This window comes from Polynucleobacter sp. AM-7D1, from assembly GCF_018688455.1.
Lineage (GTDB): Bacteria > Pseudomonadota > Gammaproteobacteria > Burkholderiales > Burkholderiaceae > Polynucleobacter.
Map to the genome: position 1 here is coordinate 1,144,588 of NZ_CP061319.1, position 25,733 is coordinate 1,170,320.

General features: G+C 45.8%; 34 protein-coding genes. 19 read left to right on the forward strand and 15 right to left on the reverse strand.

The annotated features are described in order from the left end of the window. Positions 1 to 132 precede the first annotated feature (132 nt). The 5 genes from trxA (at position 133) to GQ359_RS06005 (ending at position 5,674) form a co-directional block, all read left to right on the forward strand. The gene (gene trxA / locus GQ359_RS05985) at positions 133 to 459 is read left to right on the forward strand and encodes a thioredoxin TrxA (protein WP_062309025.1); all 327 of its coding nucleotides are present in this window, start codon (positions 133 to 135) and stop codon (positions 457 to 459) included. Between the two features lie 235 nt (positions 460 to 694). Further along, positions 695 to 1,957 carry a transcription termination factor Rho gene (gene rho / locus GQ359_RS05990; protein WP_015421283.1) on the forward strand — a complete coding sequence of 421 codons (1,263 nt, stop codon included), beginning with the start codon at positions 695 to 697 and terminating at the stop codon, positions 1,955 to 1,957. Between the two features lie 145 nt (positions 1,958 to 2,102). Further along, positions 2,103 to 2,447 carry a type B 50S ribosomal protein L31 gene (locus GQ359_RS05995; protein WP_015421284.1) on the forward strand — a complete coding sequence of 115 codons (345 nt, stop codon included), beginning with the start codon at positions 2,103 to 2,105 and terminating at the stop codon, positions 2,445 to 2,447. 104 nt (positions 2,448 to 2,551) lie between these two features. Further along, the gene (locus tag GQ359_RS06000) at positions 2,552 to 4,279 is read left to right on the forward strand and encodes a glycosyltransferase family 39 protein (protein ID WP_215385925.1); all 1,728 of its coding nucleotides are present in this window, start codon (positions 2,552 to 2,554) and stop codon (positions 4,277 to 4,279) included. Positions 4,280 to 4,282: 3 nt separating this feature from the next. Beyond that, positions 4,283 to 5,674: an MATE family efflux transporter gene (locus GQ359_RS06005; protein ID WP_215385927.1), complete on the forward strand. Its 1,392-nt coding sequence runs from the start codon at positions 4,283 to 4,285 to the stop codon at positions 5,672 to 5,674. A 26-nt stretch (positions 5,675 to 5,700) separates the two neighbouring features. Here GQ359_RS06005 and GQ359_RS06010 read toward each other — a convergent pair whose 3' ends face one another. The 5 genes from GQ359_RS06010 to GQ359_RS06030 form a co-directional block, all read right to left on the reverse strand. Further along, entirely contained in the window at positions 5,701 to 6,213 is a 513-nt protein-coding gene (locus GQ359_RS06010; RefSeq protein WP_215385929.1) for a hypothetical protein, read from the reverse strand. A gap of 36 nt (positions 6,214 to 6,249) precedes the next feature. Further along, positions 6,250 to 6,741, reverse strand: coding sequence for a hypothetical protein (locus GQ359_RS06015; protein WP_251367838.1), 492 nt, complete (start codon positions 6,739 to 6,741; stop codon positions 6,250 to 6,252). 109 nt (positions 6,742 to 6,850) lie between these two features. Then, entirely contained in the window at positions 6,851 to 7,852 is a 1,002-nt protein-coding gene (locus GQ359_RS06020) for a tripartite tricarboxylate transporter substrate binding protein (protein WP_215385931.1), read from the reverse strand. Positions 7,853 to 7,870: 18 nt separating this feature from the next. Next, positions 7,871 to 8,443, reverse strand: coding sequence for a disulfide bond formation protein B (locus tag GQ359_RS06025; RefSeq protein ID WP_215385933.1), 573 nt, complete (start codon positions 8,441 to 8,443; stop codon positions 7,871 to 7,873). A 5-nt stretch (positions 8,444 to 8,448) separates the two neighbouring features. Continuing rightward, positions 8,449 to 8,607 carry a DUF5993 family protein gene (locus tag GQ359_RS06030; protein WP_215301056.1) on the reverse strand — a complete coding sequence of 53 codons (159 nt, stop codon included), beginning with the start codon at positions 8,605 to 8,607 and terminating at the stop codon, positions 8,449 to 8,451. A gap of 75 nt (positions 8,608 to 8,682) precedes the next feature. Between GQ359_RS06030 and GQ359_RS06035 the strand changes: the two genes are divergently transcribed. Then, the gene (locus GQ359_RS06035; protein WP_215385935.1) at positions 8,683 to 9,456 is read left to right on the forward strand and encodes an enoyl-CoA hydratase/isomerase family protein; all 774 of its coding nucleotides are present in this window, start codon (positions 8,683 to 8,685) and stop codon (positions 9,454 to 9,456) included. Positions 9,457 to 9,478: 22 nt separating this feature from the next. On the opposite strand, the gene GQ359_RS06040 is transcribed toward GQ359_RS06035, so the two are convergent. From GQ359_RS06040 to GQ359_RS06055, 4 genes are all read right to left on the reverse strand, one after another. After that, positions 9,479 to 10,171 (reverse strand): fumarylacetoacetate hydrolase family protein, encoded by a 693-nt coding sequence (locus GQ359_RS06040; protein ID WP_215385937.1) that lies wholly within the window; start codon positions 10,169 to 10,171, stop codon positions 9,479 to 9,481. Positions 10,172 to 10,245: 74 nt separating this feature from the next. Further along, entirely contained in the window at positions 10,246 to 10,521 is a 276-nt protein-coding gene (locus GQ359_RS06045) for a SemiSWEET transporter (protein WP_215385939.1), read from the reverse strand. Positions 10,522 to 10,537: 16 nt separating this feature from the next. Beyond that, a complete protein-coding gene (locus tag GQ359_RS06050; RefSeq protein WP_215301063.1) occupies positions 10,538 to 10,927 on the reverse strand; it encodes a cytochrome c5 family protein in 390 nt (129 codons plus the stop codon). A 129-nt stretch (positions 10,928 to 11,056) separates the two neighbouring features. Further along, entirely contained in the window at positions 11,057 to 12,082 is a 1,026-nt protein-coding gene (locus GQ359_RS06055; protein ID WP_215385941.1) for a substrate-binding domain-containing protein, read from the reverse strand. Positions 12,083 to 12,157: 75 nt separating this feature from the next. On the opposite strand from GQ359_RS06055, the gene GQ359_RS06060 reads away from it, so the two are divergent. From GQ359_RS06060 to GQ359_RS06070, 3 genes are read left to right on the forward strand one after another with little or no spacing between them, the layout of a single operon-like run. After that, positions 12,158 to 12,979, forward strand: a complete 822-nt coding sequence (locus tag GQ359_RS06060; protein WP_215385943.1) for a substrate-binding domain-containing protein — start codon at positions 12,158 to 12,160, stop codon at positions 12,977 to 12,979. 5 nt (positions 12,980 to 12,984) lie between these two features. Then, positions 12,985 to 13,860 carry a substrate-binding domain-containing protein gene (locus tag GQ359_RS06065; RefSeq protein WP_215385945.1) on the forward strand — a complete coding sequence of 292 codons (876 nt, stop codon included), beginning with the start codon at positions 12,985 to 12,987 and terminating at the stop codon, positions 13,858 to 13,860. An 8-nt stretch (positions 13,861 to 13,868) separates the two neighbouring features. Continuing rightward, positions 13,869 to 14,093, forward strand: a complete 225-nt coding sequence (locus tag GQ359_RS06070; protein WP_114654363.1) for a molybdopterin-binding protein — start codon at positions 13,869 to 13,871, stop codon at positions 14,091 to 14,093. Positions 14,094 to 14,192: 99 nt separating this feature from the next. Here GQ359_RS06070 and GQ359_RS06075 read toward each other — a convergent pair whose 3' ends face one another. Continuing rightward, positions 14,193 to 14,774: a hypothetical protein gene (locus tag GQ359_RS06075; RefSeq protein ID WP_251367839.1), complete on the reverse strand. Its 582-nt coding sequence runs from the start codon at positions 14,772 to 14,774 to the stop codon at positions 14,193 to 14,195. A 181-nt stretch (positions 14,775 to 14,955) separates the two neighbouring features. On the opposite strand from GQ359_RS06075, the gene GQ359_RS06080 reads away from it, so the two are divergent. From GQ359_RS06080 to GQ359_RS06105, 6 genes are all read left to right on the forward strand, one after another. Further along, a complete protein-coding gene (locus tag GQ359_RS06080) occupies positions 14,956 to 15,378 on the forward strand; it encodes a GNAT family N-acetyltransferase (protein ID WP_251367840.1) in 423 nt (140 codons plus the stop codon). Positions 15,379 to 15,394: 16 nt separating this feature from the next. Then, positions 15,395 to 15,823 carry a YbgC/FadM family acyl-CoA thioesterase gene (locus tag GQ359_RS06085; protein ID WP_215385951.1) on the forward strand — a complete coding sequence of 143 codons (429 nt, stop codon included), beginning with the start codon at positions 15,395 to 15,397 and terminating at the stop codon, positions 15,821 to 15,823. A 21-nt stretch (positions 15,824 to 15,844) separates the two neighbouring features. Then, on the forward strand, positions 15,845 to 16,435 hold the full coding sequence (locus tag GQ359_RS06090) for a hypothetical protein (protein WP_215385954.1): 591 nt from the start codon (positions 15,845 to 15,847) through the stop codon (positions 16,433 to 16,435). Between the two features lie 107 nt (positions 16,436 to 16,542). Further along, entirely contained in the window at positions 16,543 to 17,826 is a 1,284-nt protein-coding gene (locus GQ359_RS06095) for a DEAD/DEAH box helicase (protein ID WP_215385957.1), read from the forward strand. A gap of 44 nt (positions 17,827 to 17,870) precedes the next feature. Next, positions 17,871 to 18,932, forward strand: coding sequence for a selenide, water dikinase SelD (selD, locus tag GQ359_RS06100; RefSeq protein ID WP_215385959.1), 1,062 nt, complete (start codon positions 17,871 to 17,873; stop codon positions 18,930 to 18,932). 30 nt (positions 18,933 to 18,962) lie between these two features. Beyond that, on the forward strand, positions 18,963 to 19,256 hold the full coding sequence (locus tag GQ359_RS06105; RefSeq protein ID WP_215385960.1) for a DUF1330 domain-containing protein: 294 nt from the start codon (positions 18,963 to 18,965) through the stop codon (positions 19,254 to 19,256). Between the two features lie 57 nt (positions 19,257 to 19,313). Here GQ359_RS06105 and GQ359_RS06110 read toward each other — a convergent pair whose 3' ends face one another. After that, on the reverse strand, positions 19,314 to 19,502 hold the full coding sequence (locus tag GQ359_RS06110; RefSeq protein ID WP_173942993.1) for a hypothetical protein: 189 nt from the start codon (positions 19,500 to 19,502) through the stop codon (positions 19,314 to 19,316). A 327-nt stretch (positions 19,503 to 19,829) separates the two neighbouring features. Here GQ359_RS06110 and GQ359_RS06115 point away from each other — a divergent pair, with 327 nt between their 5' ends. From GQ359_RS06115 to GQ359_RS06125, 3 genes are read left to right on the forward strand one after another with little or no spacing between them, the layout of a single operon-like run. After that, positions 19,830 to 21,413, forward strand: coding sequence for a rhodanese homology domain-containing protein (locus GQ359_RS06115; RefSeq protein ID WP_215385962.1), 1,584 nt, complete (start codon positions 19,830 to 19,832; stop codon positions 21,411 to 21,413). A 46-nt stretch (positions 21,414 to 21,459) separates the two neighbouring features. Beyond that, positions 21,460 to 21,753: a hypothetical protein gene (locus tag GQ359_RS06120; protein ID WP_215385964.1), complete on the forward strand. Its 294-nt coding sequence runs from the start codon at positions 21,460 to 21,462 to the stop codon at positions 21,751 to 21,753. Continuing rightward, positions 21,743 to 21,979 (forward strand): TIGR02450 family Trp-rich protein, encoded by a 237-nt coding sequence (locus tag GQ359_RS06125; RefSeq protein ID WP_215385966.1) that lies wholly within the window; start codon positions 21,743 to 21,745, stop codon positions 21,977 to 21,979. The genes GQ359_RS06120 and GQ359_RS06125 overlap by 11 nt, the downstream gene beginning before the upstream one ends. A 52-nt stretch (positions 21,980 to 22,031) precedes the next feature. Here GQ359_RS06125 and GQ359_RS06130 read toward each other — a convergent pair whose 3' ends face one another. Continuing rightward, positions 22,032 to 22,556, reverse strand: coding sequence for a phasin family protein (locus tag GQ359_RS06130; protein WP_215385967.1), 525 nt, complete (start codon positions 22,554 to 22,556; stop codon positions 22,032 to 22,034). A 127-nt stretch (positions 22,557 to 22,683) separates the two neighbouring features. On the opposite strand from GQ359_RS06130, the gene GQ359_RS06135 reads away from it, so the two are divergent. Beyond that, positions 22,684 to 23,073 (forward strand): group II truncated hemoglobin, encoded by a 390-nt coding sequence (locus GQ359_RS06135; RefSeq protein ID WP_215385969.1) that lies wholly within the window; start codon positions 22,684 to 22,686, stop codon positions 23,071 to 23,073. A gap of 21 nt (positions 23,074 to 23,094) precedes the next feature. Here the strand turns inward: GQ359_RS06135 and GQ359_RS06140 are convergent, their stop codons facing one another. Genes GQ359_RS06140 through GQ359_RS06150 form a run of 3 tightly spaced genes read right to left on the reverse strand, consistent with a single transcriptional unit; the run spans position 23,095 to position 25,727 of the window. Continuing rightward, positions 23,095 to 24,312 (reverse strand): aminoacetone oxidase family FAD-binding enzyme, encoded by a 1,218-nt coding sequence (locus GQ359_RS06140; RefSeq protein ID WP_215385971.1) that lies wholly within the window; start codon positions 24,310 to 24,312, stop codon positions 23,095 to 23,097. Between the two features lie 3 nt (positions 24,313 to 24,315). Continuing rightward, positions 24,316 to 24,831: a hypothetical protein gene (locus GQ359_RS06145; protein ID WP_215385973.1), complete on the reverse strand. Its 516-nt coding sequence runs from the start codon at positions 24,829 to 24,831 to the stop codon at positions 24,316 to 24,318. 38 nt (positions 24,832 to 24,869) lie between these two features. Then, positions 24,870 to 25,727 (reverse strand): LOG family protein, encoded by an 858-nt coding sequence (locus GQ359_RS06150; protein WP_215385975.1) that lies wholly within the window; start codon positions 25,725 to 25,727, stop codon positions 24,870 to 24,872. Between the last annotated feature and the right edge of the window lie 6 nt (positions 25,728 to 25,733).

The window sequence follows — 25,733 nt, forward strand, 5'->3', positions numbered from 1 at the left end:
TCTAGGGCTGGCTTTAGGGTTATTTTGTGAGCGGATTATGAGAATTTAGGCAGAAAGTGTGGCTTATTGCTAATATAAGCGTTGTAGTGCAATAACTATATAAAACTAAATAAGACTAATTAAGGAATTTTCATGAGTGCCGGCATCAAATACGTAACTGACGCTTCTTTCGAGCAAGACGTTCTCAAGTCCGATAAACCTGTTCTCCTCGACTTCTGGGCTGAGTGGTGTGGTCCTTGCAAGATGATCGGCCCTATCCTTGAAGAGCTGGCTGGTGAGTATGGCGACAAGATCCAAATTGCAAAGATGAACGTAGATGAGAACCAAGGCGTTCCTGCCCAGTTCAATATTCGTGGCATCCCAACATTGATCCTCTTTAAGAACGGCACTGTTGCTGCTCAAAAAGTAGGCGCTTTGGCTAAATCCCAGCTGACTGCATTTATTGATAGTCATCTGTAAATAGTCCCAGGTCACAGGTTCACTGGGTGAGCCTGTGGTTTTTAACTGTTTTTAGTGTAGTATCTAATTCATCGCACTTTCAGTGCTCCGATTTCTAGCAAGATTCCCAGTAATTTCCCTCCCCCTTCTTTTTTAGCAAACTCCCCAAAATTCTGTTTTTCCAATCTGTCTGATGTTCGTCTAGACAGCGATACCTCAAAACACATTTACATCCTTATCTACACCCGAGAACCACATGCAATTATCTGAACTCAAAGTCCTCCACGTATCCGCTCTGCTTGAAATGGCAGCCAGCCTGGAGATTGAAAATACGCAGCGTATGCGCAAACAGGAGTTGATGTTTGCCATTCTCAAGAAACGCGCCAAGGAAGGTGAATCCGTTTTCGGTGACGGCACTTTGGAAGTGTTGCCTGATGGCTTTGGTTTCTTACGCTCCCCAGATGCCTCCTATATGGCTTCTCCAGACGATATCTATATCTCACCTGCTCAGATCCGCCGCTTTAACCTGCATACGGGTGATAGCGTTGAGGGCGAGGTTCGCACCCCTAAGGATGGTGAACGTTACTTTGCCCTGGTTAAGGTAGACAAGATCAACGGTTTGCCTCCAGAGGCTTTAAAGAATCGCATCATGTTCGAGAACTTAACGCCTTTGCATCCAAATCGCGTTGTTCAATTAGAGCGTGATATCAAGGCTGAAGAGAATTTAACTGGCCGCATTATCGATATGATCTCCCCGATTGGCTATGGCCAGCGTGGCTTGATCGTGTCTTCACCGAAATCCGGTAAGACCGTGATGATGCAGCACATCGCTCATGCAATCTCTGCAAACAACCCAGATGCGATCTTGATCGTATTGTTGGTAGATGAGCGTCCTGAAGAAGTTACTGAAATGCAGCGCTCTGTACGCGGTGAAGTCGTTGCCTCTACATTTGATGAACCAGCGGTGCGTCACGTACAAGTTGCTGAGATGGTGATCGAAAAAGCCAAGCGCTTAGTGGAGATGAAAAAAGATGTCATCATCCTGCTTGATTCGATTACCCGCCTTGCTCGTGCTTACAACACCGTGATTCCTTCATCTGGAAAAGTACTCTCTGGTGGTGTGGATGCCAACGCATTACAACGTCCAAAGCGCTTCTTCGGTGCAGCACGTAACGTGGAAGAAGGTGGCTCACTCACCATCATCGCCACTGCCTTGATTGAAACAGGTAGCCGTATGGATGACCTGATCTACGAAGAGTTCAAAGGTACTGGCAATATGGAAGTACACCTTGAGCGTCGTTTGGCTGAGCGCCGTGTTTACCCATCAATTAACCTCAACAAATCCGGTACGCGCCGTGAAGAGTTGCTGGTTAAAGCTGAAAACCTCCAAAAAATCTGGGTTTTACGTAAATTATTGGCTGATATGGACGATATCGAGGCAATGAACTTCATTGTTGATAAGCTCAAATCCACCAAAAATAATGGTGAATTCTTCGATTTAATGCGTAAGGGCGGCTAATTTAGGCTCTCAGAGTCGGTAAAAGTGGGCTTTGTTGTTGATTTCATGGCATAATTTCGCTTTTACCGCTTTAATAATTTGCATTTAACTGGGTAAGTATTTGGGTCTTTGGACCTAAACGGCTGCCTGCTAATAGGACTTAATAATGAAACCTGGCATTCACCCCGAATATCGTGAAATCGTCTTTGTAGACGTTTCTAATAACTTCAGCTTCAAGACTCGCTCCACTATGTCTACTAAAGAGACAATCAAGTGGGAAGATGGCAATGAATATCCATTGGCCAAGATCGAGACTTCATCTGAGTCACACCCTTTCTACACTGGTACCCAGAAGATTATGGATACAGCCGGTCGTGTTGAGAAATTCCGTCAGAAATTCGGTACTAAAGCTGTTGCTAAAGCTACCGGTGATGGCGCTGCTAAAACGGCTGAGAAAAAAGCTGCCGCTGCAGAAGCTAAAGCTGCTGAAAAGCCAGCTAAGAAGAAGTAATAGACTTACTCTACAAAGGGGCTGGGGTTTGGATATTCAGTATTCACCCTCCCTTGCGAGATAATCAAGGCAGCGTTTGCTGCCTTTTTTATTGCTAGTTTTCTATGGTCAAACTCACTGCCGCTGCTACCACCTCTATTCCACGCATCATTATTTTTGCGTTGACTTTGGTCTATGGTTTTGCCGGTCTTTTTGCACGCGATCCTTGGAAGAATGAAGACGCCATCGGATTTGGTGGCATGTGGACTTTGCAAAGCGGCAAAGCACTCGATTGGATTGTTCCGCATCTTGCAGGACGCGATGTTTCTCTGGGCGCACCCTTTCCTTACTGGCTAGGTGCCACCCTCATGGATCTCTTTGGTCCTTGGATTGGCATAGCCAATGCTGCACGTCTCTATGCAGCAATCTGCTTCTTCGCTGCTGCTCTCGCTATTTGGTATGCGACTTACCTATTAGGGCGTCGTCAAGAAGTTCAGCCTATGGTCTTAGCAGTGGGTGGTCAGCCTGGTCGTAAAAACTATGGAATGACTTTAGCCGATGGTGCGCTATTGATATTCTTGGCTTGCGTCGGTCTTGCACAACGTGCACATGAGACTACACCAATGATGGCTCAACTGATGGGTATCAGCATTGTCTTGTATGGCACAGTGCGTGGATTAGATAAGCCTTGGCAAGGTGGCTTATGGACTGGTCTTGGCATTGCGATTGTTGCACTCTCCGGCAATCTCACACTTAGCTTAATTGTTGTCAGCTCCACCATCATTGCGGTGATTGCGAGTAATGCGAAATTACGCTTTCGTTGGACTTTAACTAGTACAGTTTTAGGCTTGATTGGTTTTGCGATTTGGCCCGCGCTTTGGTACCTAGGTAATATCACTCCAGAGTGGCGTCATATCGCCGAAGAAGGCTGGCGCAATATGCCAGAGATGCGTGCAAGGCCTTCCATTGAATCTCTCGGATTTTTGAGTGTTAACTTCTGGGCTTACGCTTGGCCGGTTTGGCCGCTAGCCATCATCTCTCTTGCCCACTGGGGTCGAGTCAAAGAGGCAGGCCAATGGCGTGCGCCGCATCTGTGCATTCCGCTAAGTTTATTTATTGGTTGCTTGATTTATGTTCTCTTCCGCCTTGAGGCGAATGAACATGATCTCATCATTTTGATTCCGAGCCTGTCGATCATTGCTGCATTTAGCTTACCAATACTCAAGCGTAACCTCATTAGCTTTATCGATTGGTTTGCGATGTTTAGCTTCACCATGATCGCTTTGGCCATTTGGATTATTTGGCTTGCAAAAGTGACTGGCTTCCCTGAATCGACAGCTGCCAATTTAGCAAGACTCCTGCCAGGCTTTCAGGCGCAGTTTAATTACTTTGGTTTTGTGATTGCCCTCATCATTACTGGTGTTTGGTTAGCCATCGTTCGCTGGAGAACATCGCGCGCTCCAAAAGAAATCTGGCGCTGCCTGATTATCTCTGCCTCTGGAACCACCTTGATGTGGGTTTTATTGATGACGCTTTGGTTGCCAACAATTAACTATGCAAAGACCTATCGCGATGTATCTGATCGCCTGGTGCAAATGATTGCCAACACACCGGGGTGTATCGATACCAGTAATCTAGGTCCCGCACAGTTAGCTTCGTTTAATTACTTCACCAAACTACCACTACGAGATGATCCTAGCTGCAATCTGATGCTGACTCATAGCTCTTCAGAGGCTAGGGCTTACGCCAGCCTCAACAAAAAGAAAATAGAATTACTTTGGGAAGATCGCCGCGCATCTGACCGAGATGAGCGTCTGCGCCTCTATCAAATTACCCCTGCTGGTAAAGAATAAAGCGTGCTGCACTTTAAATTATCGCGTTTGCGCGAGGATATTCCCTCTCTACTAAAACTCGCTGGTCCCCTACTGATTGGTCAGCTTGCAGTCATTACCTTTGGTGTTTTAGATACCGCCATGACCGCACGCTACTCCGCTGATGACTTGGCTGCCTTGGCAATGGCCTCCGCCATCTTTATCAGCATCTATGTTGGCCTAACTGGCGTCATCTCTGCCCTCGCCCCAATTGCTGGACAACTCTTTGGTGCCAAGCGTTATGGAGAGATTGGTGAAGAAGTGCGTCAAGCCACTTGGCTAGCAGTAGGCCTGACTGTATTGGGTGGCGCCATTCTGCTCAATGCCGATCTTCTTCTGCAAATCTCCCAAGTCACACCAGATATTGAAGGTAAAGCGAAGCTGTATCTCAATATTCTTGCGATTGGCTTACCAGCAAGCATGGCAATGCGGGTTCTCATGGCATTACACAATGCCGTCTCCAGGCCAGCAGTCATTACCGTGGTGCAACTGATTGGCTTAGGCTTAAAGCTCCCGCTCAATCTGCTATTTATTTATGGTGGCCTGGGCATTGAAGGTATGGGCGGCCCAGGTTGCGCAGTTGCTACCGTCATCATCAATTGGTTTTGGCTCATCATCACTCTGGGCTTTGTGCTCTTTGATGGCTTTTACAGGCCATTTAAGATCTTTGCGCGCTTTAGCTGGCCCGACTGGCATCGCATCTGGACACTCTTGAAATTGGGTGCGCCTATTGGCTTTAGCTATTTGATTGAAGTAACCTCATTTACTTTCATGTCACTCTTTATTGCGCGCCTAGGCACTACTGCTTTAGCTGGCCATCAAATTGTGGCCAATATGGGAACTGTAATTTATATGGTGCCACTATCCCTGTCGATTGCGACGATGACCCTGGTCTCTCAATCGATTGGCGCAGATAAACAAGAACGTGCTGAGGAAATTGGGTGGTCCTCGGTATTCTTCACAACAAGCTTATGTGTTTTGATCGGTATTGCAGTCTGGATTTTTAGAGTGCAGCTTTTGGAGTTATACGATCCACCAGAAGAAGTGAAATTATTCTCGATTCCACTCTTTTTGTTTATCGCTTTTTATCAAGTCTTTGATGCTCTGCAGATTACAGCAGCCTTCATACTGCGAGCCTATCGGATTGCCTTCTGGCCGATGGTCATTTATGCCGGCTCACTTTGGGGCGTGGGGCTTGGGGGTGGCTACTTGATGGGCTTTAATGTTTTTGGCAATACACCAGAGTTCTTACAAGGCGCTAACGGCTTTTGGGCTGGTAACAGTATGAGCCTAGGATTGGCTGCACTACTCTTACTCTACCTCTTTAGAAGAACGGCGGCACGCTTCGAGAAAACGCATCCGCCGGTTGAGGTTTAGTCGAGATTCAATTCCAGTAAACCGATTTACTGGATTGGCTTGAAACCATTTGGTGGCATCGATGGCTTACCTTGTGGAATGTTGTATCCATTATTACTACTGCTTCCAAAGCTTTGGGTTGGGTAGCTAGGAACCTGATTGCCTTTGGAATACATGCACTGTTGGTAGGCAATGTTGTATTGGACTTGAGCTTGATTTTGTTTGCCAGAAGAATTCATGGCACCCATAGCAGCACCACCGAGCAAGCCAATGCCTGCACCAGTACCAATGTTCTGGCTGCTTCCACCCTGAATCACTGCACCGGCTGCTGCACCTAAAGCTGCGCCAATGGCTGCACTGGTCGCACCCTCTTTGAGCGCTGCATTACTAGTATCTTTAATTGCATTCGCAGCAAACTCACGACACTGTTGATCATCCTGCTGAAAGACTTCAAAAGGCTTCCCTTCGCGCGGCATGATTGCGATCGTTGGGCCAGTTGGTGCGGATACGCAAGCGGCTAAAGAGCTGATGATGGCTAAAGTCAGTACAGCACGTTTCATATTGATTCCTTAAATCAGTTAAAGCATTAAATTCTGTTAATTTTGATTGCGCTGTCTTGTGTTCGCACTACTAGAGGGTGGCGCTGCTGGTCGAGTTTCCCAGCCCGATGCGCAACTTTGTACATACGGAAAGTATTGCGCGCTTGCTTCGCAGTAATACCAAACTGGAGCCTGTGGTTGAGAAGCCAAGACCATGGGTTGCTGAGGCGCTGCATAAGTGACCACAGGCGGAGCTGCGTAAACCACGGGTGGTGCATAGTAGCCAGCAGCATAAGGGTAGCCATAGCCGGAGCCATAATATCCACCACGCCAGCCTGGACCCCAGCCACCACCCCAACCAGGGCCGTATGCTGCTGGACGCCAACCGCCGCCATAGCCACCTCCGTATCCACCGCCAACAGAGACTGCCCAGCCAACATTACCCGCTTGAGCTGAGACAGGAGCAAGAGCAAATAGACCTACTGCTGCAAAGAGCATCAGAACTACCTTAGACACAACTGAGTTGTATTGCTTATGGCTTGTTTTCATAGTGGACCCCATTAATTGGTCGCCTCCTACTACCTTTAACGCTTGATCCAAATCTAGGCTGACAGGATTTGGGCTTTTATTTGAATATTTGTTAATTACCTCTAGATACTCACTGCTCTAATTTTGCGCCTGATTTATAAATCACTCTACCCCATTTATTGGTCTCAGATTGAATCAATTTAGATAGCGCTTGTGGGCTTCCAGGGGCAGGATCTAGCCCGCTTGCGAGTAGCTTATTTCTGACTTCCGCTTGATTCAGGGTTTGGCGGGTTAAGGTATTTAAGCGTTTTTGCAGGTCAGATGGGAGATTGGCTGGTGCCATCAGCGAGAACCATGATGTTGCCTCAAATCCAGGCAAGCCTTGCTCTGCCATCGTCGGAATCTCAGGCGCTGCTGGAGAGCGTTTTAGCGAGGTAACTCCCAAAGCCTGAATCTCCCCTGCCTTGATTAAAGAAAGTGAGGAGGACAGATTATCAAAGAGCATCGAAATCCGACCACTAATGAGATCAGGTAAAGATTGCGCCCTTCCCTTATACGGAATATGTCGAATCTGCACTCCGGTCATTTCTTTTAGGAGCTCACCTGACATATGCAAGGAGGTGCCAACACCAGAAGAACCAAAAGTCAGTTCATTAGGTTTTGATTTGGCCAACTCAATCAGTTCATGCAGATTACTCACGCCCAATTTTTTATTCACCACGAGCACGTTAGGCGTACTCGCTAAAAAGCTAATGGGCGTGAAATCATTGATCGGATGAAAAGACATCTTGTCATAAAGAGCGCCATTGATAGTATGGATACCCACCGTCCCAATCAGGAGCGTGTAGCCGTCTGGCTCACTCTTTGCCACTAGGTCAGCACCAATATTGCCGCCATAGCCGGGACGATTTTCTACGAGGACTGGCACCCCTAGACTTTGTTGCCAACTCTCAGCAAGCACGCGCGCCAAAATATCAGGCGCTCCACCAGGAGTAAATGTCACCACAATACGAATCGCTTGTTTAGGCCAAGCAGTATTGGATTTAGCTGTTTGAGATTGAGCGGCACTGGCAAAGCTCAGGCAGGCCAAAACGATAGCTAGAGCCTTCACCACCTTAGAAGTAATCATCATCAATTTACTTGCGATTTTTTAAATGCCAAAACGCGAGCGCAACCAAATTAATCCATCGTATTTAACAGGATCATCAGCGCAAGGACCAATGCCACACTCCAGTAGCGTGGATGCCAGATTAGCAAAGACCAGAAGAATAAATGTAATCACTAAAACATTTGCAAATAGGGATCGTGAGCGCACATCACGATTAGGCAGCATCAATAAAATAGCTAGACCTGCTAATAATCCAACGTAGCCTACATAAGCCCAAGTATAAAAATGCAACTCTAAGAAAGTTTTTCCAAATCCTGTATCGCCCGGCAAGATATGCAAAAGTACTTGGCGCAAAGACACCATCATCCCTACCAAACCACCAATGATTCCCCAGCCGTAATGAGAAGAATGAGCGCCACAGCGGATATTCAATACCAGAGCGAAGCCGATGATGATAAAACCCATGCGCTGCATTAAACACAGCGGGCAAGGTAACTCGCCAAAATAGAGTTGATCAATAAAGGCATAGGACAGCATGCCAATGATCCCAGCTAAGGCTAATTGATTGCCAAGCGCAGCTAAAGAGGGAAAAGAAGAGAAAGAGTGTTTACTCATTTTTCTCAGAGACTGATATTGAGATGATTAGTGGCATGAACTCGGAACCACAACATCAGGATACCGACGGTAATAGCCAGCATCACCAAACCTGCCAGACGCTTCTCAAACCATACAAGGGCAAGACCGATCAAAGCTGTCAGGAAAGGTAGAAACATATACATAGAAGAATTCTATCGCAGGTGGGTTCTAGCTTGAAAAACAAGTGCTCCAAAGGGTCTTTTGTATAGAATGCACTCATGAACACCACCTCGCCCAGTGTCGACTTCCAGCTCGATGGCTCCATTGCCCGCATTACCTTTAACAATCCTGCGGCACGCAACGCCTTAAGCTGGCCAATGTACGAAGAGCTCAAGCGAATTTGCGATGACATAGCAAATAGACCAGAGATCAGGGTGGCTATTTTTCGAGGCGCTGGTGACAAGGCATTTGTGTCGGGTAGCGATATTCAGCAATTTGTTGATCTACAAGAAAACGAAGCTTATGAAGTTGCAGTAGATGCTATTTTTCATTCTTTGCAACACTTACCTATTCCAACCATTGCGCTGATCGAAGGATTGGCGGTTGGCAGTGGCTTACTGATTGCTACTGCTTGTGACTTCAGAATATCCACTCTTGATGCGCGCTTTGGAATTCCGGTAGCAAAAACCTTAGGTAATTGTTTGTCGCCGAGTAACCTATCCTGGATCGCCAATCACTTAGGCGTGCCCATGGTCAAACGCATGCTATTGACTGCGGAACTCGTTAGAGCCCCCGAGCTATTGAACTTAGGCTACCTTTATCAAACAACTTCACCAGAAGAGATTGCTGAGGCGACTGAAGCCCTGGCCAAAAAATTAGCTGCACTTGCGCCAATTACTCAAAAAGCGAGCAAAGTGACCTTAGCGCGTTTGATGGAAAGCAATTTACCGGACTGCACCGAACTGATGCGAGAAACTTACAACAGCGTCGACTTCAAAGAAGGGGTTAATGCCTTCCTTGAAGGACGCCCGCCAAGATGGCTTGGTAAGTAGTTTTAAAGAGCGATTGTTTGAATTAAACAATCTTAATCTTGAGTGGAGTAAGTCCCTCGACGCTACCCTCAAGTACATCACCCTTTTTAACGGGGCCAACACCTGCAGGTGTACCAGACATAATTAAATCACCTGGTTCAAGAGTAAATAAGGTGGAGAGATAAGCGATAGTGTCGGGAACATTCCAGATCAGTTGATTGAGATCACCCTCTTGGCGCACTTCACCATTGACTAATAGCTTTACTGTGCCCTTACTCGGATGTCCGAACTGAGCAGCAGGAGTCAGCGCAGCACAAGGAGCGGATTGATCAAAGGCTTTACCGGTATCCCAAGGGCGCCCCATTTTCTTAGCCTCACCCTGTAGGTCACGACGTGTCATATCCAGACCAACACCGTAACCATATACATGCTCTAAAGCCTTATCCGCAGAAATATTGGCGCCACCCTTACCGATAGCAACAACCATCTCAATTTCATGATGAACATCATTCGACAGATTGGGGTATTGCATATCCTTACCGTCTGTCACGATCGAATTGGCTGGCTTCATAAAAAAGAATGGGGGTTCCCGATCGGGATCATGACCCATCTCGCGTGCATGGTCAGCATAGTTACGGCCAACACAATAGATACGATTCACAGCAAACCGACGGGTGTCACCCACCACCGGAAGAGATGGGATGATTGGTGGGTCAATGACGTATGCAGTGCTCATAAAAGCCTTTCTAATGGGTGCCAAATTTTTTATAAATATTTTGTAAATGAATTATGACACTACTTAAAAGAAGGTCATTTTGGATCTTTGGTGCGCAGCTTGAGAAGCAAAATACTTAAAGCTAGAGCAAAAGTTAAGGCATTGGCCAAAATTAAAGGCCAGGTCTCAATCATGAGGCCATAAATAAGCCATAAACCTACCCCAGTAGTGAATAGGCTATACATTCCCACAGAGATCCCAGAGAGATCTCGAGTGCGCCAGGATTGAATAGCCTGTGGAAGAAAGGCAATTGTTGTTAGAAACGCAGCGCAGTAACCAATAATCTCAATCTGATGTGGCTGTAAATTCATGCGCTGCTAGATCTTATTACGGCTTCTTATTTAAGCTAGCTTTGCGCGCTTCAATTTCTTTATTAATGGCGGCCAAAGTTTTTGCATCGGGCGTTTTCCAGTTACCACCCGCTTTATTAGCCATGTATGCCACAGCATCGGAGAAGCCCTCTACTGTGAGGTTAGGATTGCCTCCTTTAGCAGGCATACCCCTAACACCAACATATGCATGGGCTGTCAGAGTGGCTTGCCCCTCTGCAATCAATGGGGCCCACTTAGCCTTATCACCCAGCTTGGGAGCATTTAAGACTCCAGAGCCGTGACAGGCAGCACAAACTTGTTTATAGGTATTCTCGCCAGGCTCGGCAAAGGCAGAAAAGCTTAGAACACCAAGGGCAAGAATCCAGGGGCGAAGAGATAAATTCATATCAATAGAAATAGAGAATGTTGATCATTCCTACAATTTATCTCAATTTTTAAACCAATGTGCTATTCCAGATAAAAGCAAGATTGGATGGAGGTCTATTGGGTTGATTTACAGGGGTTGATTCACAGGCTAGAGCCAGCCAGCAATCTGCTTCTTTAGTCCAATCGATTTATAGCCTGGGCTAGCACCCGAGAGGACTCGGATTTTCCGAATGAGTTTTGCAAGGTCAGTGTTGACGCTTAATTCCTCGCTCATAGCTAGAAAAAAGATTTCGTCCTTGAGTTGAATAAAATCTAAACCATTCTCCAGGGCAACGCTTTTCACTCCCATACCCACATCTGCCTTTTTGGCTAATATCGCCGTAGCAATTGCGGAGTGGGTGAATTCTTCGTTCTCGTAACCTTTAATACCCTGAGCAACCATACCTTCTTTGGCCAAAATGGTGTCTAGGAGTAAGCGCGTACCGGAACCTTTCTGTCGATTGATAAAGCGAATCTTTGGTCTCAGTAGATCTTTGATTGAAATAATGTTGAGCGGATTGCCTTTGGCCACCAATAAACCCTGCACACGTTTCATTACAGGAAATATTTGCATCCCCTCTTTTTGCAACCGTTTAGAAATAATTTGAGAGCTTTGTGGATCGGAGACATGGAAACCTGCAATATCCACCTCATAGTTGAGTAAGCGCTCCAAGGCCTCACCTGATCCAGCTGTAATGAGCTCAAATCCACCAATTTCGAAAACAGCCTTTTGAATAATGGGATCGCTACTACTAGCAAAGCGCAGCTGTTTTTTATCTTTAACTCGAAATTGGGAAAATCCTTCTTCTAAGTGCGAGAGACTAGATTGACCCAAACGCATTGTCTTTTGATCAAAGTCTTCAGTAAATTGAATCAAATACCGAGCATATTCTGATAGCTGGGAGCCATGCCCCCTCACCCTATCGATGAGCTTGAAACCAAGTGCTTGTTCAACATCATTTAGCTTTTGCCAAACATTTCTGTAGGACAGGCCCATTTTCTTGCAGGCAGACATCAGTGTTTTGCCATGCTCAATGTCTTTAAGCAAAGCCGTTAACCACACCAAATCAACGATAGCCGGGTCTTTAGTGTTTTTGCTACCAAAAACTAGGGTCGGCCGAATCTGAATTCTCATATGTAATTTTTTGCATATTCATGTTTTGTAATATGACAAATCTTAACCGAACACACTCAATGAAAGTGAACTCAAATGAAATTCTCATTTAATAGATTATTAGCAACCGCCATTACTGCGGTAGCACTTTTCAGCAATTGTGCTTACGCGCAAGAGAAAAGTATTGTTGTGTCATCCACAACCTCTACAGAGCAATCTGGTCTTTTTGGATTTATGTTGCCTATCTTCAAAATGAAGACTGGTATTGATGTCAAAGTGGTTGCAGTTGGAACTGGTCAAGCATTAGATATCGGTCGTCGCGGTGATGCCGATGTAGTGTTTGTACACGACAAGCCTGCTGAAGAAAAGTTTGTGAACGAAGGTTTTGGTACAAAACGTACTGAAGTTATGTACAACGACTTTGTGTTGGTTGGGCCAAAGTCTGACCCAGCTAAAATTGCAGGCGGAAAAGATATCAAAGCAGCATTTCAGAAAGTTGCAGCAGCTCAGGCACCATTTGTATCTCGCGGGGATAAGAGCGGCACACACGCAGCAGAATTACGCTATTGGAAAGATGCCGGCATTACAGTAGCTCCAAGCGCCTGGTATAAAGAAACTGGTTCAGGCATGGGTCCAGCGCTCAATACTGCTTCAGCAATGAATGGCTACATCCTGACTGATCGCGCAACCTGGCTCTCTTTCAAGAACCGTGGCGATTTAACAATTCTGGTTCAAGGCGATCCAAAGCTATTTAATCAATATGGCGTGATGTTGGTTAACCCAGCAAAATTCCCACATGTGAAAAAAGCTGAAGGCCAAGAATTTATTGACTGGATTACTTCCAAGAACGGGCAAGACGTAATTGCTAGTTACCAAATTGGTGGCGAGCAACTCTTCTTCCCGAACGCAAAGAAATAATTTAGATGAAAAATTCACACCAATTCATCAGCGCACTTTTTGCCACTTTATTAATGGGACTTGGAATGCAAACATCGCTAGCGCAATCCAGCCCCCCAAAAGTAGAAGCCACCTATGGTCAGGGTTCCAAGAGTTTTAAATTGGCAACCGGTAGCCCTGGGGAATTAGGCTTACTACAGCAACTTGGTGAGGCCTTTGACAAGAAGGAAGGTGCGCGCCTGGTGTGGATTAAGGCGGGAAGCGGCGCCTCCCTCAACTTACTTAAGACACAGCAGGTTGACATGATCATGGTGCATGCACCAGCTGGTGTGAACAAAGCTATTGCTGAAGGTTGGGCAACCGGGAGAACGCTCATTGGCTCTAATGAGTTTTATATCGTTGGGCCTAAAGCGGATGCGGCAAAAATTAAATCTGCTAGCAGTGGTGCAGATGCTTATGCAAAGATCGCGAACTTGCAGGCTAACTTTATCTCTCGAGGGGATAAATCCGGTACACATCAAAAAGAAATGGATATTTGGAAAAAGGCTGGAATCACACCCGAGGGAAATTGGTACATCGTGACCAATGACTTTATGACAGCATCGCTTAAAAGGGCGAATGCAGATAAAGCCTATTTCATGACAGATAGCAGCACCTGGGTGGCAGAGAAAAATGTCGCTCCTGATCTGCAAATTCTTTATCGCGGGGATCCTTACCTAGTCAATACCTACGATGCTTTAGTTGCTCCCGTAGGTGCAACTGAGAATCGCGATATTGCTGCTAATTTCATCCGATTTGTAGCGTCAGATGAGGGTCAGGCGATCATTCGCAATTATGGCAAGTCGCAATACAAGGAGGCCCTCTACAATGATGCTACCTATGCTAAACAATACGTCCACTAGGAGAAATCATGGAACTTAAAGTCAAACTCAGCGCACGCAATACTCTCAGCGGCAAAGTGGTTGAGCTCAAAATGGGTCAAACCACCTCTCACGTGAAAATCGATATTGGCTCTGGCCATATCGTTACTGCCTCTATTACCAATGAGGCAGTAGATGAACTCAAACTTAAAGTTGGCGATCAAGCTTGGGCTGTAATCAAAGCTTCTGATGTCATGATTGCTAAAGACGCTTAATCTTTTATTCGGTATGCAAAAGGCCCGCATAGCGGGCCTTTTTCTTTACTGCTCCAGCATGACTCATGCTGAAGTAGTTTTTAATGCTTCTTTCTTTGCTTATTTCTTTGGTGTTACAAAGCCAATCGCTGTGTCATCAACGAACTCAACCATAACGTCATCGCCAGCCTTGAATTTCTCAAGACCTAACACGCTTTGATCAACCTTCACTTTTTGCTTCTCACCTGATGGCAATGTGAAAGTGACAACACGGGTCTTTGCATCAATTGTGCTGATCTTCACTGTGGCATAAACAGTATCAGTCGTTTCTTCAAATGGCTTAGCAGAACCCTTACCTGCTACTACTACTGAGCGAACGCCAGAAACGCCTGGCTTGGCATCTTTTGGTGCTGCAACCAAGCCAACTGCAATCGCTTGAGCATGCTCAACTACGAACAGATCGCCTTTCTTTACTTTATCCAAGTCATTCACTTGCTTGGATACATTCATTTGTGCCAGATTGCCATTCACATCCTTCAAAACGACAATGCGCTTCTTTACATCCACTGAATCAACAGTGGCAGTCAATACAACAGCTTCTGCAGCCAAAGGCAACATCTTTGCCGGTGCTTGAGCAAATACCGAACTTCCAACAACTAAACCGAGTGATGCAACTAATGTAGCTAATAAAGATTTCTTCAAAATAACTCCTAGATAAAGGTTTTATGGGGCATTGCTAAGCTAGCCCGCTCTTCCATTTTACCCATGAAGTGGCTTGGTGATAAGCCTTGGGGCTAATATTTAAAGCTTATATAGGTGCAATTTGCTACATTAGATGTTTAATGAGCCATTCACCTCAACATACACAGCAAAGAGACTGCACGTGATCTTGATTAAACCCTGGCAAGAGGCTAAGAACGAGGCCTATTTAATAAGAAAGTGCGTGTTTATTGAAGAGCAAGGGGTTCCAGAGGATATGGAGCTAGATGAATTTGACCCGCTCGCACAGCATGCTCTTGCCTACCTTGACTCTCAAGCCATTGGCACTGCACGCCTAGTCACAATGCCTGGGAACATTGGCAGAATTGGACGCATGGCGGTACTGGCTGCATACCGCAGGGGTGGAATTGGCACTCAACTACTTCGCACCTTACTTCAACAGGCGACCTCTCAAAACATGGTGAAAATTGAGCTCCATGCCCAGTTATCAGCTATTCCTTTTTATGAGCAGTTTGGGTTTATTGCACAAGGTGATATTTACGACGAGGCAGGCATCGCACATCGCGATATGATTCTCAATATCTAAAGACACTTCATTCATCATGACTCAATCCACCCAAGCCACTAACCCGCCCTTCCTCTTTCGAGTTTGCTACTCAGATACTGATGCAGCCGGATTTGTGTATCACGCTCGCTATTTAGAGATTTTTGAGAGAAGTCGCTCGGAGTGGCTCCAGCAAAGAGGTCTAAGCCCAACAAAACTGGTGAATGAGTTCGGCATTGTTCTCCCAGTTCGAGAAATCACCATGAATTTTCATCGGCCTGGACGCTTAGATGATCTTCTGAGCATTGATCAAGTTATTGAGAATCGCGGCAGAACCCAAATTGCTGTCAAGCAAACTGCAAAACGCATTGTTGAAGGCATGGAGCCTGAGCTGATTGCCAGCGCAGTTCTACATATTGTCTGCGTTGATACCACCACCCTCAAACCGAAGGGCTTCCCCGATTGGCTGTTTTCAGCTAATCAGTAGTACCTCAATCCTGGAGCATATATGCAAGAAGGCAAGTTACTGACTTTCGTTAAAGAGCTGGCGATACTACTAGAGACCAAGCCCAGTGAAGAGATCATTTTCTCCAAAGGAAAAGCGCTCTTGGAGAATTTAGTTGCCGTGGATGACTGGCTACCGGAGGAATTTTGCAAAGCCCATCCCCAGTACTACCAACAGTACCTTCTCTATGCAGATCCACTCGATCGCTTTTCAGTAGTCAGCTTTGTTTGGGGTCCCGGTCAAAAAACACCATTACATAATCATACCGTTTGGGGCATGGTTGGACAGCTACGAGGGCAAGAACGCAGTGCTGACTATCACCAACAGACTGATGGCAGCTATAAAGCAGATGAGTCATTCCTTTGCCAGCCAGGTCAAGTTGCTACCGTATCTCCCAATACACATGATATTCACGTGGTCGAGAATGCCTTAAGCGATCAAACCTCAATCAGCATTCATGTATATGGCGGAAATATTGGGCGCATTGAGCGAGCAGTATTTGACCCAACTACAGGCACGGAAAAATTATTTATCTCGGGGTATGCGAATTCTGTAACACCCAATCTTTGGAATACAGCAAGCAATAGGGTTTGATAGCTTAAAATAGACTCTCTTTCTGCAAACACTGTAAGTGTGGCAGCTCACCCCATTGACCGGGATAGTCGTTTAATTGAATACGGGTCAATATTTATTTGGCCCCTATGTTATTTACAGATCTTGGTTTATCAGAATCCATCCTTCGCGCTATTAGCGAGGAAGGCTATACCAGCCCTACCCCCATTCAAGAAAAATCTATTCCTGCCGTATTAAAAGGTGGAGATTTACTCGCAGCAGCCCAAACCGGCACTGGCAAAACTGCAGGCTTTACCCTGCCCATTTTGCAGCGCTTAAGCAGCACCTCCAAGGCAAGTGGCAAACGTCAATTACGCGTATTGATTCTGACTCCTACTCGCGAGTTAGCTGCTCAAGTTCAAGAGTCTGTTGTGACTTACGGCAAATACACTGGCCTAAAATCCACTGTCATCTTTGGCGGTGTCGGCGCTAATCCTCAAATCAAGGCTATTGCAGCTGGCTTGGACATTTTGGTAGCAACACCAGGTCGCTTACTAGATTTGATGTCACAAAACTGCGTTTCACTTGCCAATATTGAAATCCTCGTTCTGGACGAAGCTGATCGCATGCTGGATATGGGCTTCTTGCGTGACATTAAAAAGATTTTGGCTGCACTACCAAAGCAACGTCAGAACTTATTGTTTTCAGCCACCTTCTCTACCGAGATCAAAGCTTTGGCAGATGGCTTACTCAATTCACCAGCCTTAATTGAAGTGGCACGTAGTAATAGCACCAATGAAGCAATTGCTCAACTCATCCACCCAGTAGACAGAAACCAAAAGCATCCTTTGTTAGCGCATTTGATTAAATCCAATCAGTGGCAACAAGTGCTCGTATTTACTCGCACCAAACATGGTGCCAATAAATTAGTGACCCAGTTGGAAAAAGATGGCATCACTGCCATGGCCATTCATGGTAATAAAAGTCAAAGCGCTCGCACTAAAGCCTTAGCAGAATTTAAGGATGGGAAAATCATCGTCTTAGTTGCTACTGATATTGCCGCACGCGGTATCGATATTGATCAATTGCCCCATGTTGTGAACTATGACTTACCCAATGTCTCTGAAGATTATGTTCACCGCATCGGTAGAACCGGTAGAGCAGGTTCAAATGGGGTTGCTGTGTCTTTAGTCTGCGTTGATGAACATCAAATGCTCCGCGATATTGAAAAGCTCATCAAGCAAAAACTACCGCAAGAAGTGATAGCTGGATTTGAGCCAGATCCTAATGCCGTGGCGCAACCAATCCAATTACGAAGCCAACAGCACCAACAATCTCGCAAGCCTAGACCGGGTAGTGCTGGTGGCGGCAATGGCGGAGGCAAACCCGCGGCAAAACGGAGCAGCCCGCCAAAGCGAAGTTTCAATCAATAGATTTCCGTTAATATTGCAAGCATTAATACGTATAGTTAATTGATATGAATACCCAAAGCCCTCAAGAGCCCCGTTTAACCTCACTCTCCCATGGCGGTGGCTGTGGCTGCAAGATCGCCCCCGGAGTTCTCTCGGAGATTCTGAAAAGCGTTCCACAACTACCGTTTCCTAAAGAGCTCTTGATTGGTATTGAGACCTCAGATGATGCCGCCGTATATCAAATCAATGAGTCGCAAGCGATTGTTGCCACAACGGATTTCTTTATGCCAATCGTGGATGATCCATTTGATTTTGGCAAGATTGCTGCCACGAATGCCATCAGCGATATTTATGCCATGGGCGGTACTCCAATATTTGCCTTAGCGCTTGTTGGCATGCCAATTAAAGTACTTTCAAATGCAACCATTGCCCGAATCTTAGAAGGCGGTGCTGAAGCCTGTAGATCTGCCGGAATTCCGATTGCTGGCGGTCACACGATTGATTCAGTTGAACCCATTTACGGCTTAGTTGCTATCGGTATTGTTGACCCCAAACTCGTGAAGAGTAATGCTGCTGCTGAGGCTGATGATGTACTCATTTTAGGCAAACCATTGGGAGTGGGCATTCTATCTGCCGCCCTCAAGAAAGATCTGCTCGATGGTGCGGGATACCAAGAGATGATCGCCAACACAACTAAGTTAAATTCTGCTGGTCCAGACCTAGCTAAACTGGCTGGCGTACATGCCTTAACTGATGTGACCGGTTTTGGCTTAGCAGGCCATACTTTGGAATTGGCTCGCGCTTCAAAACTGACTGCGCAAATTGACTGGCAACAAGTACCCCTGCTTTCTCATGTTCAGGATCTAGCTGATCAGGGAGTCATTACGGGCGCATCGGATCGCAACTGGCAAAGCTACGGCTCACAAGTCCATTTACCAAAACAATTTAGCCCTGCACAACAAGCCCTTCTTACTGATCCTCAGACTAGTGGTGGCCTATTGGTTTCTTGTAGCGCAGATGCCGTAAGCGCTGTGATAGAGATCTTTAAACAGCATGGCTTTACTAGTGCCTGTGTCATTGGAAAAATGACCGGCAAGCAAAATCAATTTCTAGAGGTATTGCTTTAATGAACTTGATAAATTTTTTCGGGGGATATCATGGGGATTAAAGTGATTGGCCTCATTCAGGTAAATGACCCAGAGGCATTTGAGGAGTATCGGTCTCAAGTAGGGGCTACGGTAGCCCTATATCAAGGGAAAATTGCAAGCCGAGGATCATTTCATTCATTCCTCTGGAATGAATTGGAGTGCGATTCGTTTAGTGCATTTGTGGAGCTAGAGTTTCCGAGCCTATCGGACTCCCAGGCATGGGCTAGCAGCCCAGAATATCAAGGCTTGCTGCCAGTCAGAAGCAGAGCCATGAAGTTAACCTTATTTTCTGTCAGCGTATAAAAATAAAGCCCAGCTCCTTTTGGGGGCTAGGCTGAATTTAATTCGGAGAAAGAAGAATTACTTCTTTGCTTCCATCGCTTCTTTAGCGGCTGTAATTTCTTTACGACGCTCTTTGCAAGCCCCAGCAATTTCTTGCAAAGCCTTACGAGCACGCGCAGCGGATGCCTTAACACCCTTTTCAATAAACTTTTCGTTTTCTGCTTTATAAGTTTCGAAAGCAGCCAACAATGTATCGTGTTGTGACATCTTGTCTCCTATGTAACCGTTCAATGTGTGAGTAATCAGCTCAGAATTAGTATATCCCTATAAAAACCACAGGATTTGATCGGCGATATCAGGGATAACTCTTAGATGCTATAAATCCTACAAAATACAAAAAACAAAAAAACTAACGGAGACACACGTGAAAATCATCAATAAGTCGTTTTTCAGGCTCAAAATCGTGCTTTCGGCACCCTCCCTCAGGGGTGGCCTCAAGATCTAAAAATGGAGCGCTGGAGTGAGGTAGCAATATGACCCCTACTCCCCGCATCCAGCATCAGCCGGCATCAACAAAAATCAAGAGAGAAACCCATGTCCATCAAATATCAAGACTACGCATTTGTTCGAAATAAGCTACTTAAAAAAGAAGAAGTTGCACTGCTAGATATTCGTGAAGAAGATCCCCATGCTCAAGAGCATCCTTTGTTTGCGGCTAACTTTCCGTTGTCACGTCTTGAAGTCGATGCGTTTAGCAAACTTCCCAGAAAAGATGTGCCCATCGTCACACTCGATGATGGCGAAGGCGCTGCAGAGTTGGCAGCACAAAGACTCTTAGAGCTAGGTTACTTGGATGTTTCTGTTTTTAAAGGTGGCATTCCTGCCTGGAAAGCTGCCGGCGGTGAAGTATTTAAGGACGTCAATGTACCCAGCAAATCTTTTGGTGAATTCGTAGAATCGAAAAGACATACCCCCTCTTTGTCTGCCCAAGAAGTGAAGAAGCTGATTGATGATCAAGAAGATGTTGTGGTGGTAGACGTACGTCGCTTTGATGAATACAACACCATGAGCATCCCAACGGGCATTAGCGTACCGGGTGCTGAATTGGTATTGCGCGTTCCTGAAATTGCCCCCAATCCAAAGACCAAGATCATCGTGAACTGCGCCGGAAGAACACGCAGCATCATCGGCACTCAATCCCTAATTAATGCAGGCATTCCCAATGAGGTGAATGCTTTGCGCAATGGCACAATTGGCTGGACCTTAGCTGGGCAAGAATTAGATAAGGGGCAAAGTCGTAAATTCAAAGAGGTTAGCGAAAGCACTGCGAGTGAAGCCGCGAAACGTGCACGTAGCGTTGCGGATCAGGCTGGGGTAAAGCGAGTAAAGCTTGCAGATATTGCGCAATGGAAATCTCAAGCAGAACGTACCACCTATTTCTTTGATCCAAGAACCCCTGAAGAATTTGAAGCAGGCCATCTTCCAGGATTCCGCTCCACACCAGGCGGGCAATTAGTACAAGAAACAGAAATGGTAGCGCCGGTTCGTGGCGCACGAATCGTACTATCTGACCCAGGTGGTGTTCGAGCCAATATGCCTGCCTCATGGCTTGCCCAAATGGCTTGGGACGTCTACGTGATTGATGACATCAAAGCTACCGACCTTACTGAGAAAGGGGTATGGACTCCCGCCCTACCAATTACGCCTCAGATTCAAACAGTAGATGTCAAGACAGCCTCTTCTTGGCTAGAGAGTGATACCACAACCATCTGTATAGATCTGAGCACTCATGCAAATTATGTGAAAGGTCATATTCCTGGAAGTTGGTTTGCACTGCGCTCACAGTTTTCAAACGCGATGAAAAATCTACCAACCGCAAATCGTCTCGTCCTCACAAGCACAACCGGTGAACTTGCAATCTTTGCTGCAAATGAAATACAGGCGCTAACAGGATCAGCAGTTTTTGTTCTTGCTGGCGGTAATAAAGCTTGGATTGATGCAGGCTTAACTCTTGAAAAAGGTGCCACACACCTAGCGTCACCTCCGCTGGACCGTTATAAACGCCCGTATGAAGGCACTAGCGTCGATCCAGCAGCAATGCAGGCCTACCTAGATTGGGAGTATGGCTTGGTTGAACAGCTAGGCAAGGATGGCACTCATCACTTCTGGGTTCTATAGTTGATATTGGTTGCGCAGCTTTGGCCTTAGCAACTTAGAATGCCTTATGCATAAAACAACTGCACTGGTCATCTTATCTTTAGGTCTTTTAGCCTGCGAGAGAGAAACCTATACAACCTGGTCATGCATCGATAGCGCCGGAATCAAGTACCCGATGGTTCTCAAAAAAGCTCAAATGCAGTTTCAGGATCGTCAGCTTGATTACTGCGGCAGCTTGGGGCCTGTGAGCTATTTTGATGTGAAGTGCCCAGCTCAAATCCAAAGCTCTAATAAAAGCTTTATACCCAGCTCTGGTCAATTAATTAGTAATGCCAATGAATTTCAGTGCAATGCCCTCTAAGAATCAAAACTCACTCAATCCAAAGAAGCTGTTGCTGACTAAGTGGACGGCAGTTAAACCCATTAATAAACGCAAACACTTTCTCGTTAGCAAGGTCATTATTCCAGAGCCACCTGAAATGCCTATTGAGTTCATTGAGCTAGAAGCCGTCTTTGACAAGAGTGTGCAAATCATTCCTTGGCGAGACCTGAAAGCAACTGGGGTCTGGCTTCAGGGCTGGGTGTAAAAAAGCCGTCATTGATTGACGGCTTTTTTATTGGCAACGGACTTAAAAATACTTACTTCGTTTTCTTCTTGCTAGGAGATGAACTTCTGAGATCCTCAATGTTTTTCTCAGCAGCATCTGCGACTTGGTTCACAATTTTTCGACCTTCTTTAAACATCTTTTGGCCGGCAGTGGACATGTCATGAACTACCTTAGATAACTTATCAGCATGACCTGGAATTTTATCTTCAACATCTTCAAGCCAACTTACTAAAGAACTGCGAACCTTTTCAAGATGTTTCTCAGTGCCATCCGCTGCGTCATCGCCAATCTCTTTCAGAACTGATTTCACTTTCTTCTGATAAACAGTTGCACGCTTAGCAGCCTCTTTTGCGGCAGATTCCTGGAGCTCTTTGAGCTTAACAAGATCGTTCTTAGCAGCTGACTTGGCACTCTCCATTGCATTTTTCATACCCCACTGAATTTCCTCGAGATGGTGCGCACTGAGATCCTTTGCGGCATCTAATAATTTATGGGAGTAATCAAATAACTCCTTTGCCTTCTCTTGTTGCCATGCTTGAATGTCTTTCTTATCCATTACATTTCTCCTGTAGTTAAATTAGAGCGGTGAGCCATCAAAAACCGATACTTCCACTCTATACCCAAAATAGGAACTTGCCAATTCTCCCCCTTTGTTGGCATTAAATTGGCATTAAAATTCAGGTATGAGCGAAAGAAAAATCCCTTACGAGATTATTGGTGGTGCGGCAAAGGTTGAGGAGCTAGTTGACCGCTTCTATGATTTGATGGCGCTAGAGGAGCCTTTCGCCGAGTTGCGGGCTATGCACTCCGAGGATCTTTCGAGCTCTAGAGATAAGCTCAAACTATTTTTATCGGGCTGGTTAGGTGGTCCAGATGTTTACTCGCCGAAGTATGGCCACCCCATGCTTCGTGCCAGGCACCTACCCTTTAAGATCGGCCTAAAGGAGCGCAATCAATGGCTAGCCTGTATGTATCGAGCCATGGAAGACTGCGGTATTGATGGTCAGATTGGTGCCCAGCTTGAGGAATCTTTTTTCAATACCGCAGACTGGATGAGAAACCAAGCAAACTAATGCACTGCTTGGCAGCTTGATCTAGATGGAATGTGCACAGGCAAAACCACTAGCCCAAGCCCATTGAAAGTTATGACCACCAAGGTGTCCAGTTACATCAACGCACTCTCCAATGAAATACAAACCTGGGTGCTTACGAGCCATTAAAGTCTGACCATCTAACTCTTTAGTGTCTACACCACCCAACATCACTTCTGCTTTTTTCCAGCCCAGGGTTCCAGCCGGTTTTACTGACCAATTGGTAATCAGCTCTTTGAGAGCTTGCCTATCCTTTTTAGAGACCTCAGCCCATTTTTTACCTAAGAGATTTTTTTGTTCTGCAAATGCCTTTGCTAAACGTAGTGGCATGACGGAGGCTAAGATATTTTCAGTCAACTTCAGTCGATTGTCTTCGTCATTAAATAATTCATCGCAACTGAAACTCCCATTGACCTCGACAGCACCCAACCAATCAATATGAATCACCTCACCCTCAGTCCAGTAGCTACTAGCCTGGAGGACTGCTGGGCCCGAGAGGCCTTTGTGAGTTAAGAGCAAGTCTTCGTTAAAGCGGCATGCACCATAACGATTACCCTTTGATCCTGCGGCAATACGAACCGGCAAACTGAGACCAGATAAGGCCGTTAGATGATCAAATTCTCCAGAGGTAAAGGAGAGCGGCACTAATGCGGGGCGTGGATGGACTACATTCAATCCAAACTGCTTAGCGATATCTAAAGAGTATGCCGTGGCCCCAATAGCAGGGACTGGTAGACCCCCTGTTGCCATCACCACAGAACGTGCTCTCTCAGTACCGGCATTGGTTTTAACACTCCATATCCCTGCCTCATGAGAAATGGACTTCACTGTAACTGGATGACGAATATCAACATGTCCCTTGGCGCATTCACTCAATAGCATCTCAATAATCTGCTTAGCGGAGTCATCGCAAAATAATTGCCCCTGATGTTTCTCGTGATAAGCAATTCGGTATGACTGTACGAGCTGAATAAATTCTTTTGCGGGATAGCGAGATAAAGCACTTTTTACAAAGTGCGGATTTAAGGAGAGAAAATTAGCTGGACTGCTGTGGAGATTGGTAAAGTTGCATCGCCCTCCGCCACTGATACGAATTTTTTCACACAAGACATCTGCATGGTCTAGCACTAAGACCTTTTTACCTAACTGGCCAGCAACTCCAGCGCAGAATAGTCCAGCTGCACCACCACCGATGATGATGGCATCCCAAGATCTACTCATGACTTACTTAAAGCGCTCAATGACATCGGCAGGCAAGTTCAGTTTTTGCATATGCAAACGGGTATAGGCTTGGCGGAAGTTCTTGGTCATCGAAATCATGACAGAAGCAGTCCAGGCAAAAGCAAACATCCCGGAGAAAGCAATGATGATCGCCAGCATCTTCCAACCTTTTGGCAGGAGGTCATCCATAAAACCCATTGCGGTATAGGTGCTGCCACTAAATAAAATACTCTCACCCAAATTTGGCAAGAGATTAAAAGCTTTGAGGGCAATCCCCCAGAGAATGATTTCAAAGATGTGTGTCAGAAATAAACAGAGCACGCTGATATAAAACACGATAGCTACTGAAGAGTACTTATGCTCTGAAAGATATAGGAATGATTTCACCTCATAGCGTTTCGCAATTTGAAGTAAAGCAAGACCGTGTACCAACATGACCACTAAAAGCATGGCAATGCCAAACAAATAGGCCGGTAGGTCTAGTTCGGAGCTGAGGGATAAGGTGTTGGAAATAGTCATGGTGTCTGTGAGCCTATTTTACCGTTCTCATGAACCTACTAGGCCAACTGATACCAGTTACGAATGACGTCCCAAGCTTCTTGAGCAGTTTCAACAAAGTGGATTAAATCCAAATCTGCCTGCTCAATCACCCCATGCTCAAGCATCTGGTGGAAGTTAATCACCTCCTGCCAGAATGTCTTGCCCACTAAGATGATCGGAAATCGATCCACCTTCTTCGTCTGCATTAAAGTGAGCACCTCAAAGAGTTCGTCAAAAGAACCGAAACCGCCTGGATAAGCCACAATCGCCCTCGCCCTGAGCATGAAGTGCATCTTGCGAATAGCAAAATAATGAAAGCGGAAACTTAAACCGGGTGTGAGATAGGGATTGGGATACTGCTCTCGCGGTAAGCTGATGTTAAAACCAATCGTCTCATCCCCCGCCTCAAAAGCACCACGATTAGCAGCTTCCATAATTCCAGGCCCACCACCAGTAGCGATGTGTAGCTTATTTCGATTCTCAGATTGCGTAGCGTTATAAGCAGCAACAATTGCCCCAAACTCCCTTGCCGAATCGTAGTATTTGCAATGCAGTAATGCTCTTTTAACTTCTGCTACAGCCTCTGGAGTTTTGGCATTCTTCTCTAGCTCTCGTGCCGCTTCACAGCTAATAAAACGAGTGGAACCAAATACAGTAATCGTGTGCTCAATACCTCGCTCATGCAATAAGATCTCAGGCTTTAACAACTCCAACTGAAAGCGCAAGCCTAAAGTTTCACGACGAGCTAAAAAGGCTTGGTCATCAAAAGCAAATCGATAGGAGTCTTCAGAACTCTTTTCCTCCAACTGGCTTTTCTGAAGATTCAGAAAATCAGTGATAGTTTGAGAATTATTGATCGGGAGTCTTGGGCTCATATTTGG

What these genes read in the sequence shown, in the direction of transcription:
- trxA (WP_062309025.1), top strand. Translation starts at nt 133, where the DNA reads ATGAGTGCCGGCATCAAATACGTAACTGACGCTTCTTTCGAGCAAGAC.
- rho (WP_015421283.1), top strand. Translation starts at nt 695, where the DNA reads ATGCAATTATCTGAACTCAAAGTCCTCCACGTATCCGCTCTGCTTGAA.
- GQ359_RS05995 (WP_015421284.1), top strand. Translation starts at nt 2,103, where the DNA reads ATGAAACCTGGCATTCACCCCGAATATCGTGAAATCGTCTTTGTAGAC.
- GQ359_RS06000 (WP_215385925.1), top strand. Translation starts at nt 2,552, where the DNA reads ATGGTCAAACTCACTGCCGCTGCTACCACCTCTATTCCACGCATCATT.
- GQ359_RS06010 (WP_215385929.1), bottom strand. Translation starts at nt 6,213, where the DNA reads ATGAAACGTGCTGTACTGACTTTAGCCATCATCAGCTCTTTAGCCGCT.
- GQ359_RS06015 (WP_251367838.1), bottom strand. Translation starts at nt 6,741, where the DNA reads ATGAAAACAAGCCATAAGCAATACAACTCAGTTGTGTCTAAGGTAGTT.
- GQ359_RS06020 (WP_215385931.1), bottom strand. Translation starts at nt 7,852, where the DNA reads ATGATGATTACTTCTAAGGTGGTGAAGGCTCTAGCTATCGTTTTGGCC.
- GQ359_RS06025 (WP_215385933.1), bottom strand. Translation starts at nt 8,443, where the DNA reads ATGAGTAAACACTCTTTCTCTTCTTTTCCCTCTTTAGCTGCGCTTGGC.
- GQ359_RS06030 (WP_215301056.1), bottom strand. Translation starts at nt 8,607, where the DNA reads ATGTATATGTTTCTACCTTTCCTGACAGCTTTGATCGGTCTTGCCCTT.
- GQ359_RS06035 (WP_215385935.1), top strand. Translation starts at nt 8,683, where the DNA reads ATGAACACCACCTCGCCCAGTGTCGACTTCCAGCTCGATGGCTCCATT.
- GQ359_RS06040 (WP_215385937.1), bottom strand. Translation starts at nt 10,171, where the DNA reads ATGAGCACTGCATACGTCATTGACCCACCAATCATCCCATCTCTTCCG.
- GQ359_RS06045 (WP_215385939.1), bottom strand. Translation starts at nt 10,521, where the DNA reads ATGAATTTACAGCCACATCAGATTGAGATTATTGGTTACTGCGCTGCG.
- GQ359_RS06050 (WP_215301063.1), bottom strand. Translation starts at nt 10,927, where the DNA reads ATGAATTTATCTCTTCGCCCCTGGATTCTTGCCCTTGGTGTTCTAAGC.
- GQ359_RS06055 (WP_215385941.1), bottom strand. Translation starts at nt 12,082, where the DNA reads ATGAGAATTCAGATTCGGCCGACCCTAGTTTTTGGTAGCAAAAACACT.
- GQ359_RS06060 (WP_215385943.1), top strand. Translation starts at nt 12,158, where the DNA reads ATGAAATTCTCATTTAATAGATTATTAGCAACCGCCATTACTGCGGTA.
- GQ359_RS06065 (WP_215385945.1), top strand. Translation starts at nt 12,985, where the DNA reads ATGAAAAATTCACACCAATTCATCAGCGCACTTTTTGCCACTTTATTA.
- GQ359_RS06070 (WP_114654363.1), top strand. Translation starts at nt 13,869, where the DNA reads ATGGAACTTAAAGTCAAACTCAGCGCACGCAATACTCTCAGCGGCAAA.
- GQ359_RS06085 (WP_215385951.1), top strand. Translation starts at nt 15,395, where the DNA reads ATGACTCAATCCACCCAAGCCACTAACCCGCCCTTCCTCTTTCGAGTT.
- GQ359_RS06090 (WP_215385954.1), top strand. Translation starts at nt 15,845, where the DNA reads ATGCAAGAAGGCAAGTTACTGACTTTCGTTAAAGAGCTGGCGATACTA.
- GQ359_RS06095 (WP_215385957.1), top strand. Translation starts at nt 16,543, where the DNA reads ATGTTATTTACAGATCTTGGTTTATCAGAATCCATCCTTCGCGCTATT.
- selD (WP_215385959.1), top strand. Translation starts at nt 17,871, where the DNA reads ATGAATACCCAAAGCCCTCAAGAGCCCCGTTTAACCTCACTCTCCCAT.
- GQ359_RS06105 (WP_215385960.1), top strand. Translation starts at nt 18,963, where the DNA reads ATGGGGATTAAAGTGATTGGCCTCATTCAGGTAAATGACCCAGAGGCA.
- GQ359_RS06110 (WP_173942993.1), bottom strand. Translation starts at nt 19,502, where the DNA reads ATGTCACAACACGATACATTGTTGGCTGCTTTCGAAACTTATAAAGCA.
- GQ359_RS06115 (WP_215385962.1), top strand. Translation starts at nt 19,830, where the DNA reads ATGTCCATCAAATATCAAGACTACGCATTTGTTCGAAATAAGCTACTT.
- GQ359_RS06120 (WP_215385964.1), top strand. Translation starts at nt 21,460, where the DNA reads ATGCATAAAACAACTGCACTGGTCATCTTATCTTTAGGTCTTTTAGCC.
- GQ359_RS06125 (WP_215385966.1), top strand. Translation starts at nt 21,743, where the DNA reads ATGCCCTCTAAGAATCAAAACTCACTCAATCCAAAGAAGCTGTTGCTG.
- GQ359_RS06130 (WP_215385967.1), bottom strand. Translation starts at nt 22,556, where the DNA reads ATGGATAAGAAAGACATTCAAGCATGGCAACAAGAGAAGGCAAAGGAG.
- GQ359_RS06135 (WP_215385969.1), top strand. Translation starts at nt 22,684, where the DNA reads ATGAGCGAAAGAAAAATCCCTTACGAGATTATTGGTGGTGCGGCAAAG.
- GQ359_RS06140 (WP_215385971.1), bottom strand. Translation starts at nt 24,312, where the DNA reads ATGAGTAGATCTTGGGATGCCATCATCATCGGTGGTGGTGCAGCTGGA.
- GQ359_RS06145 (WP_215385973.1), bottom strand. Translation starts at nt 24,831, where the DNA reads ATGACTATTTCCAACACCTTATCCCTCAGCTCCGAACTAGACCTACCG.
- GQ359_RS06150 (WP_215385975.1), bottom strand. Translation starts at nt 25,727, where the DNA reads ATGAGCCCAAGACTCCCGATCAATAATTCTCAAACTATCACTGATTTT.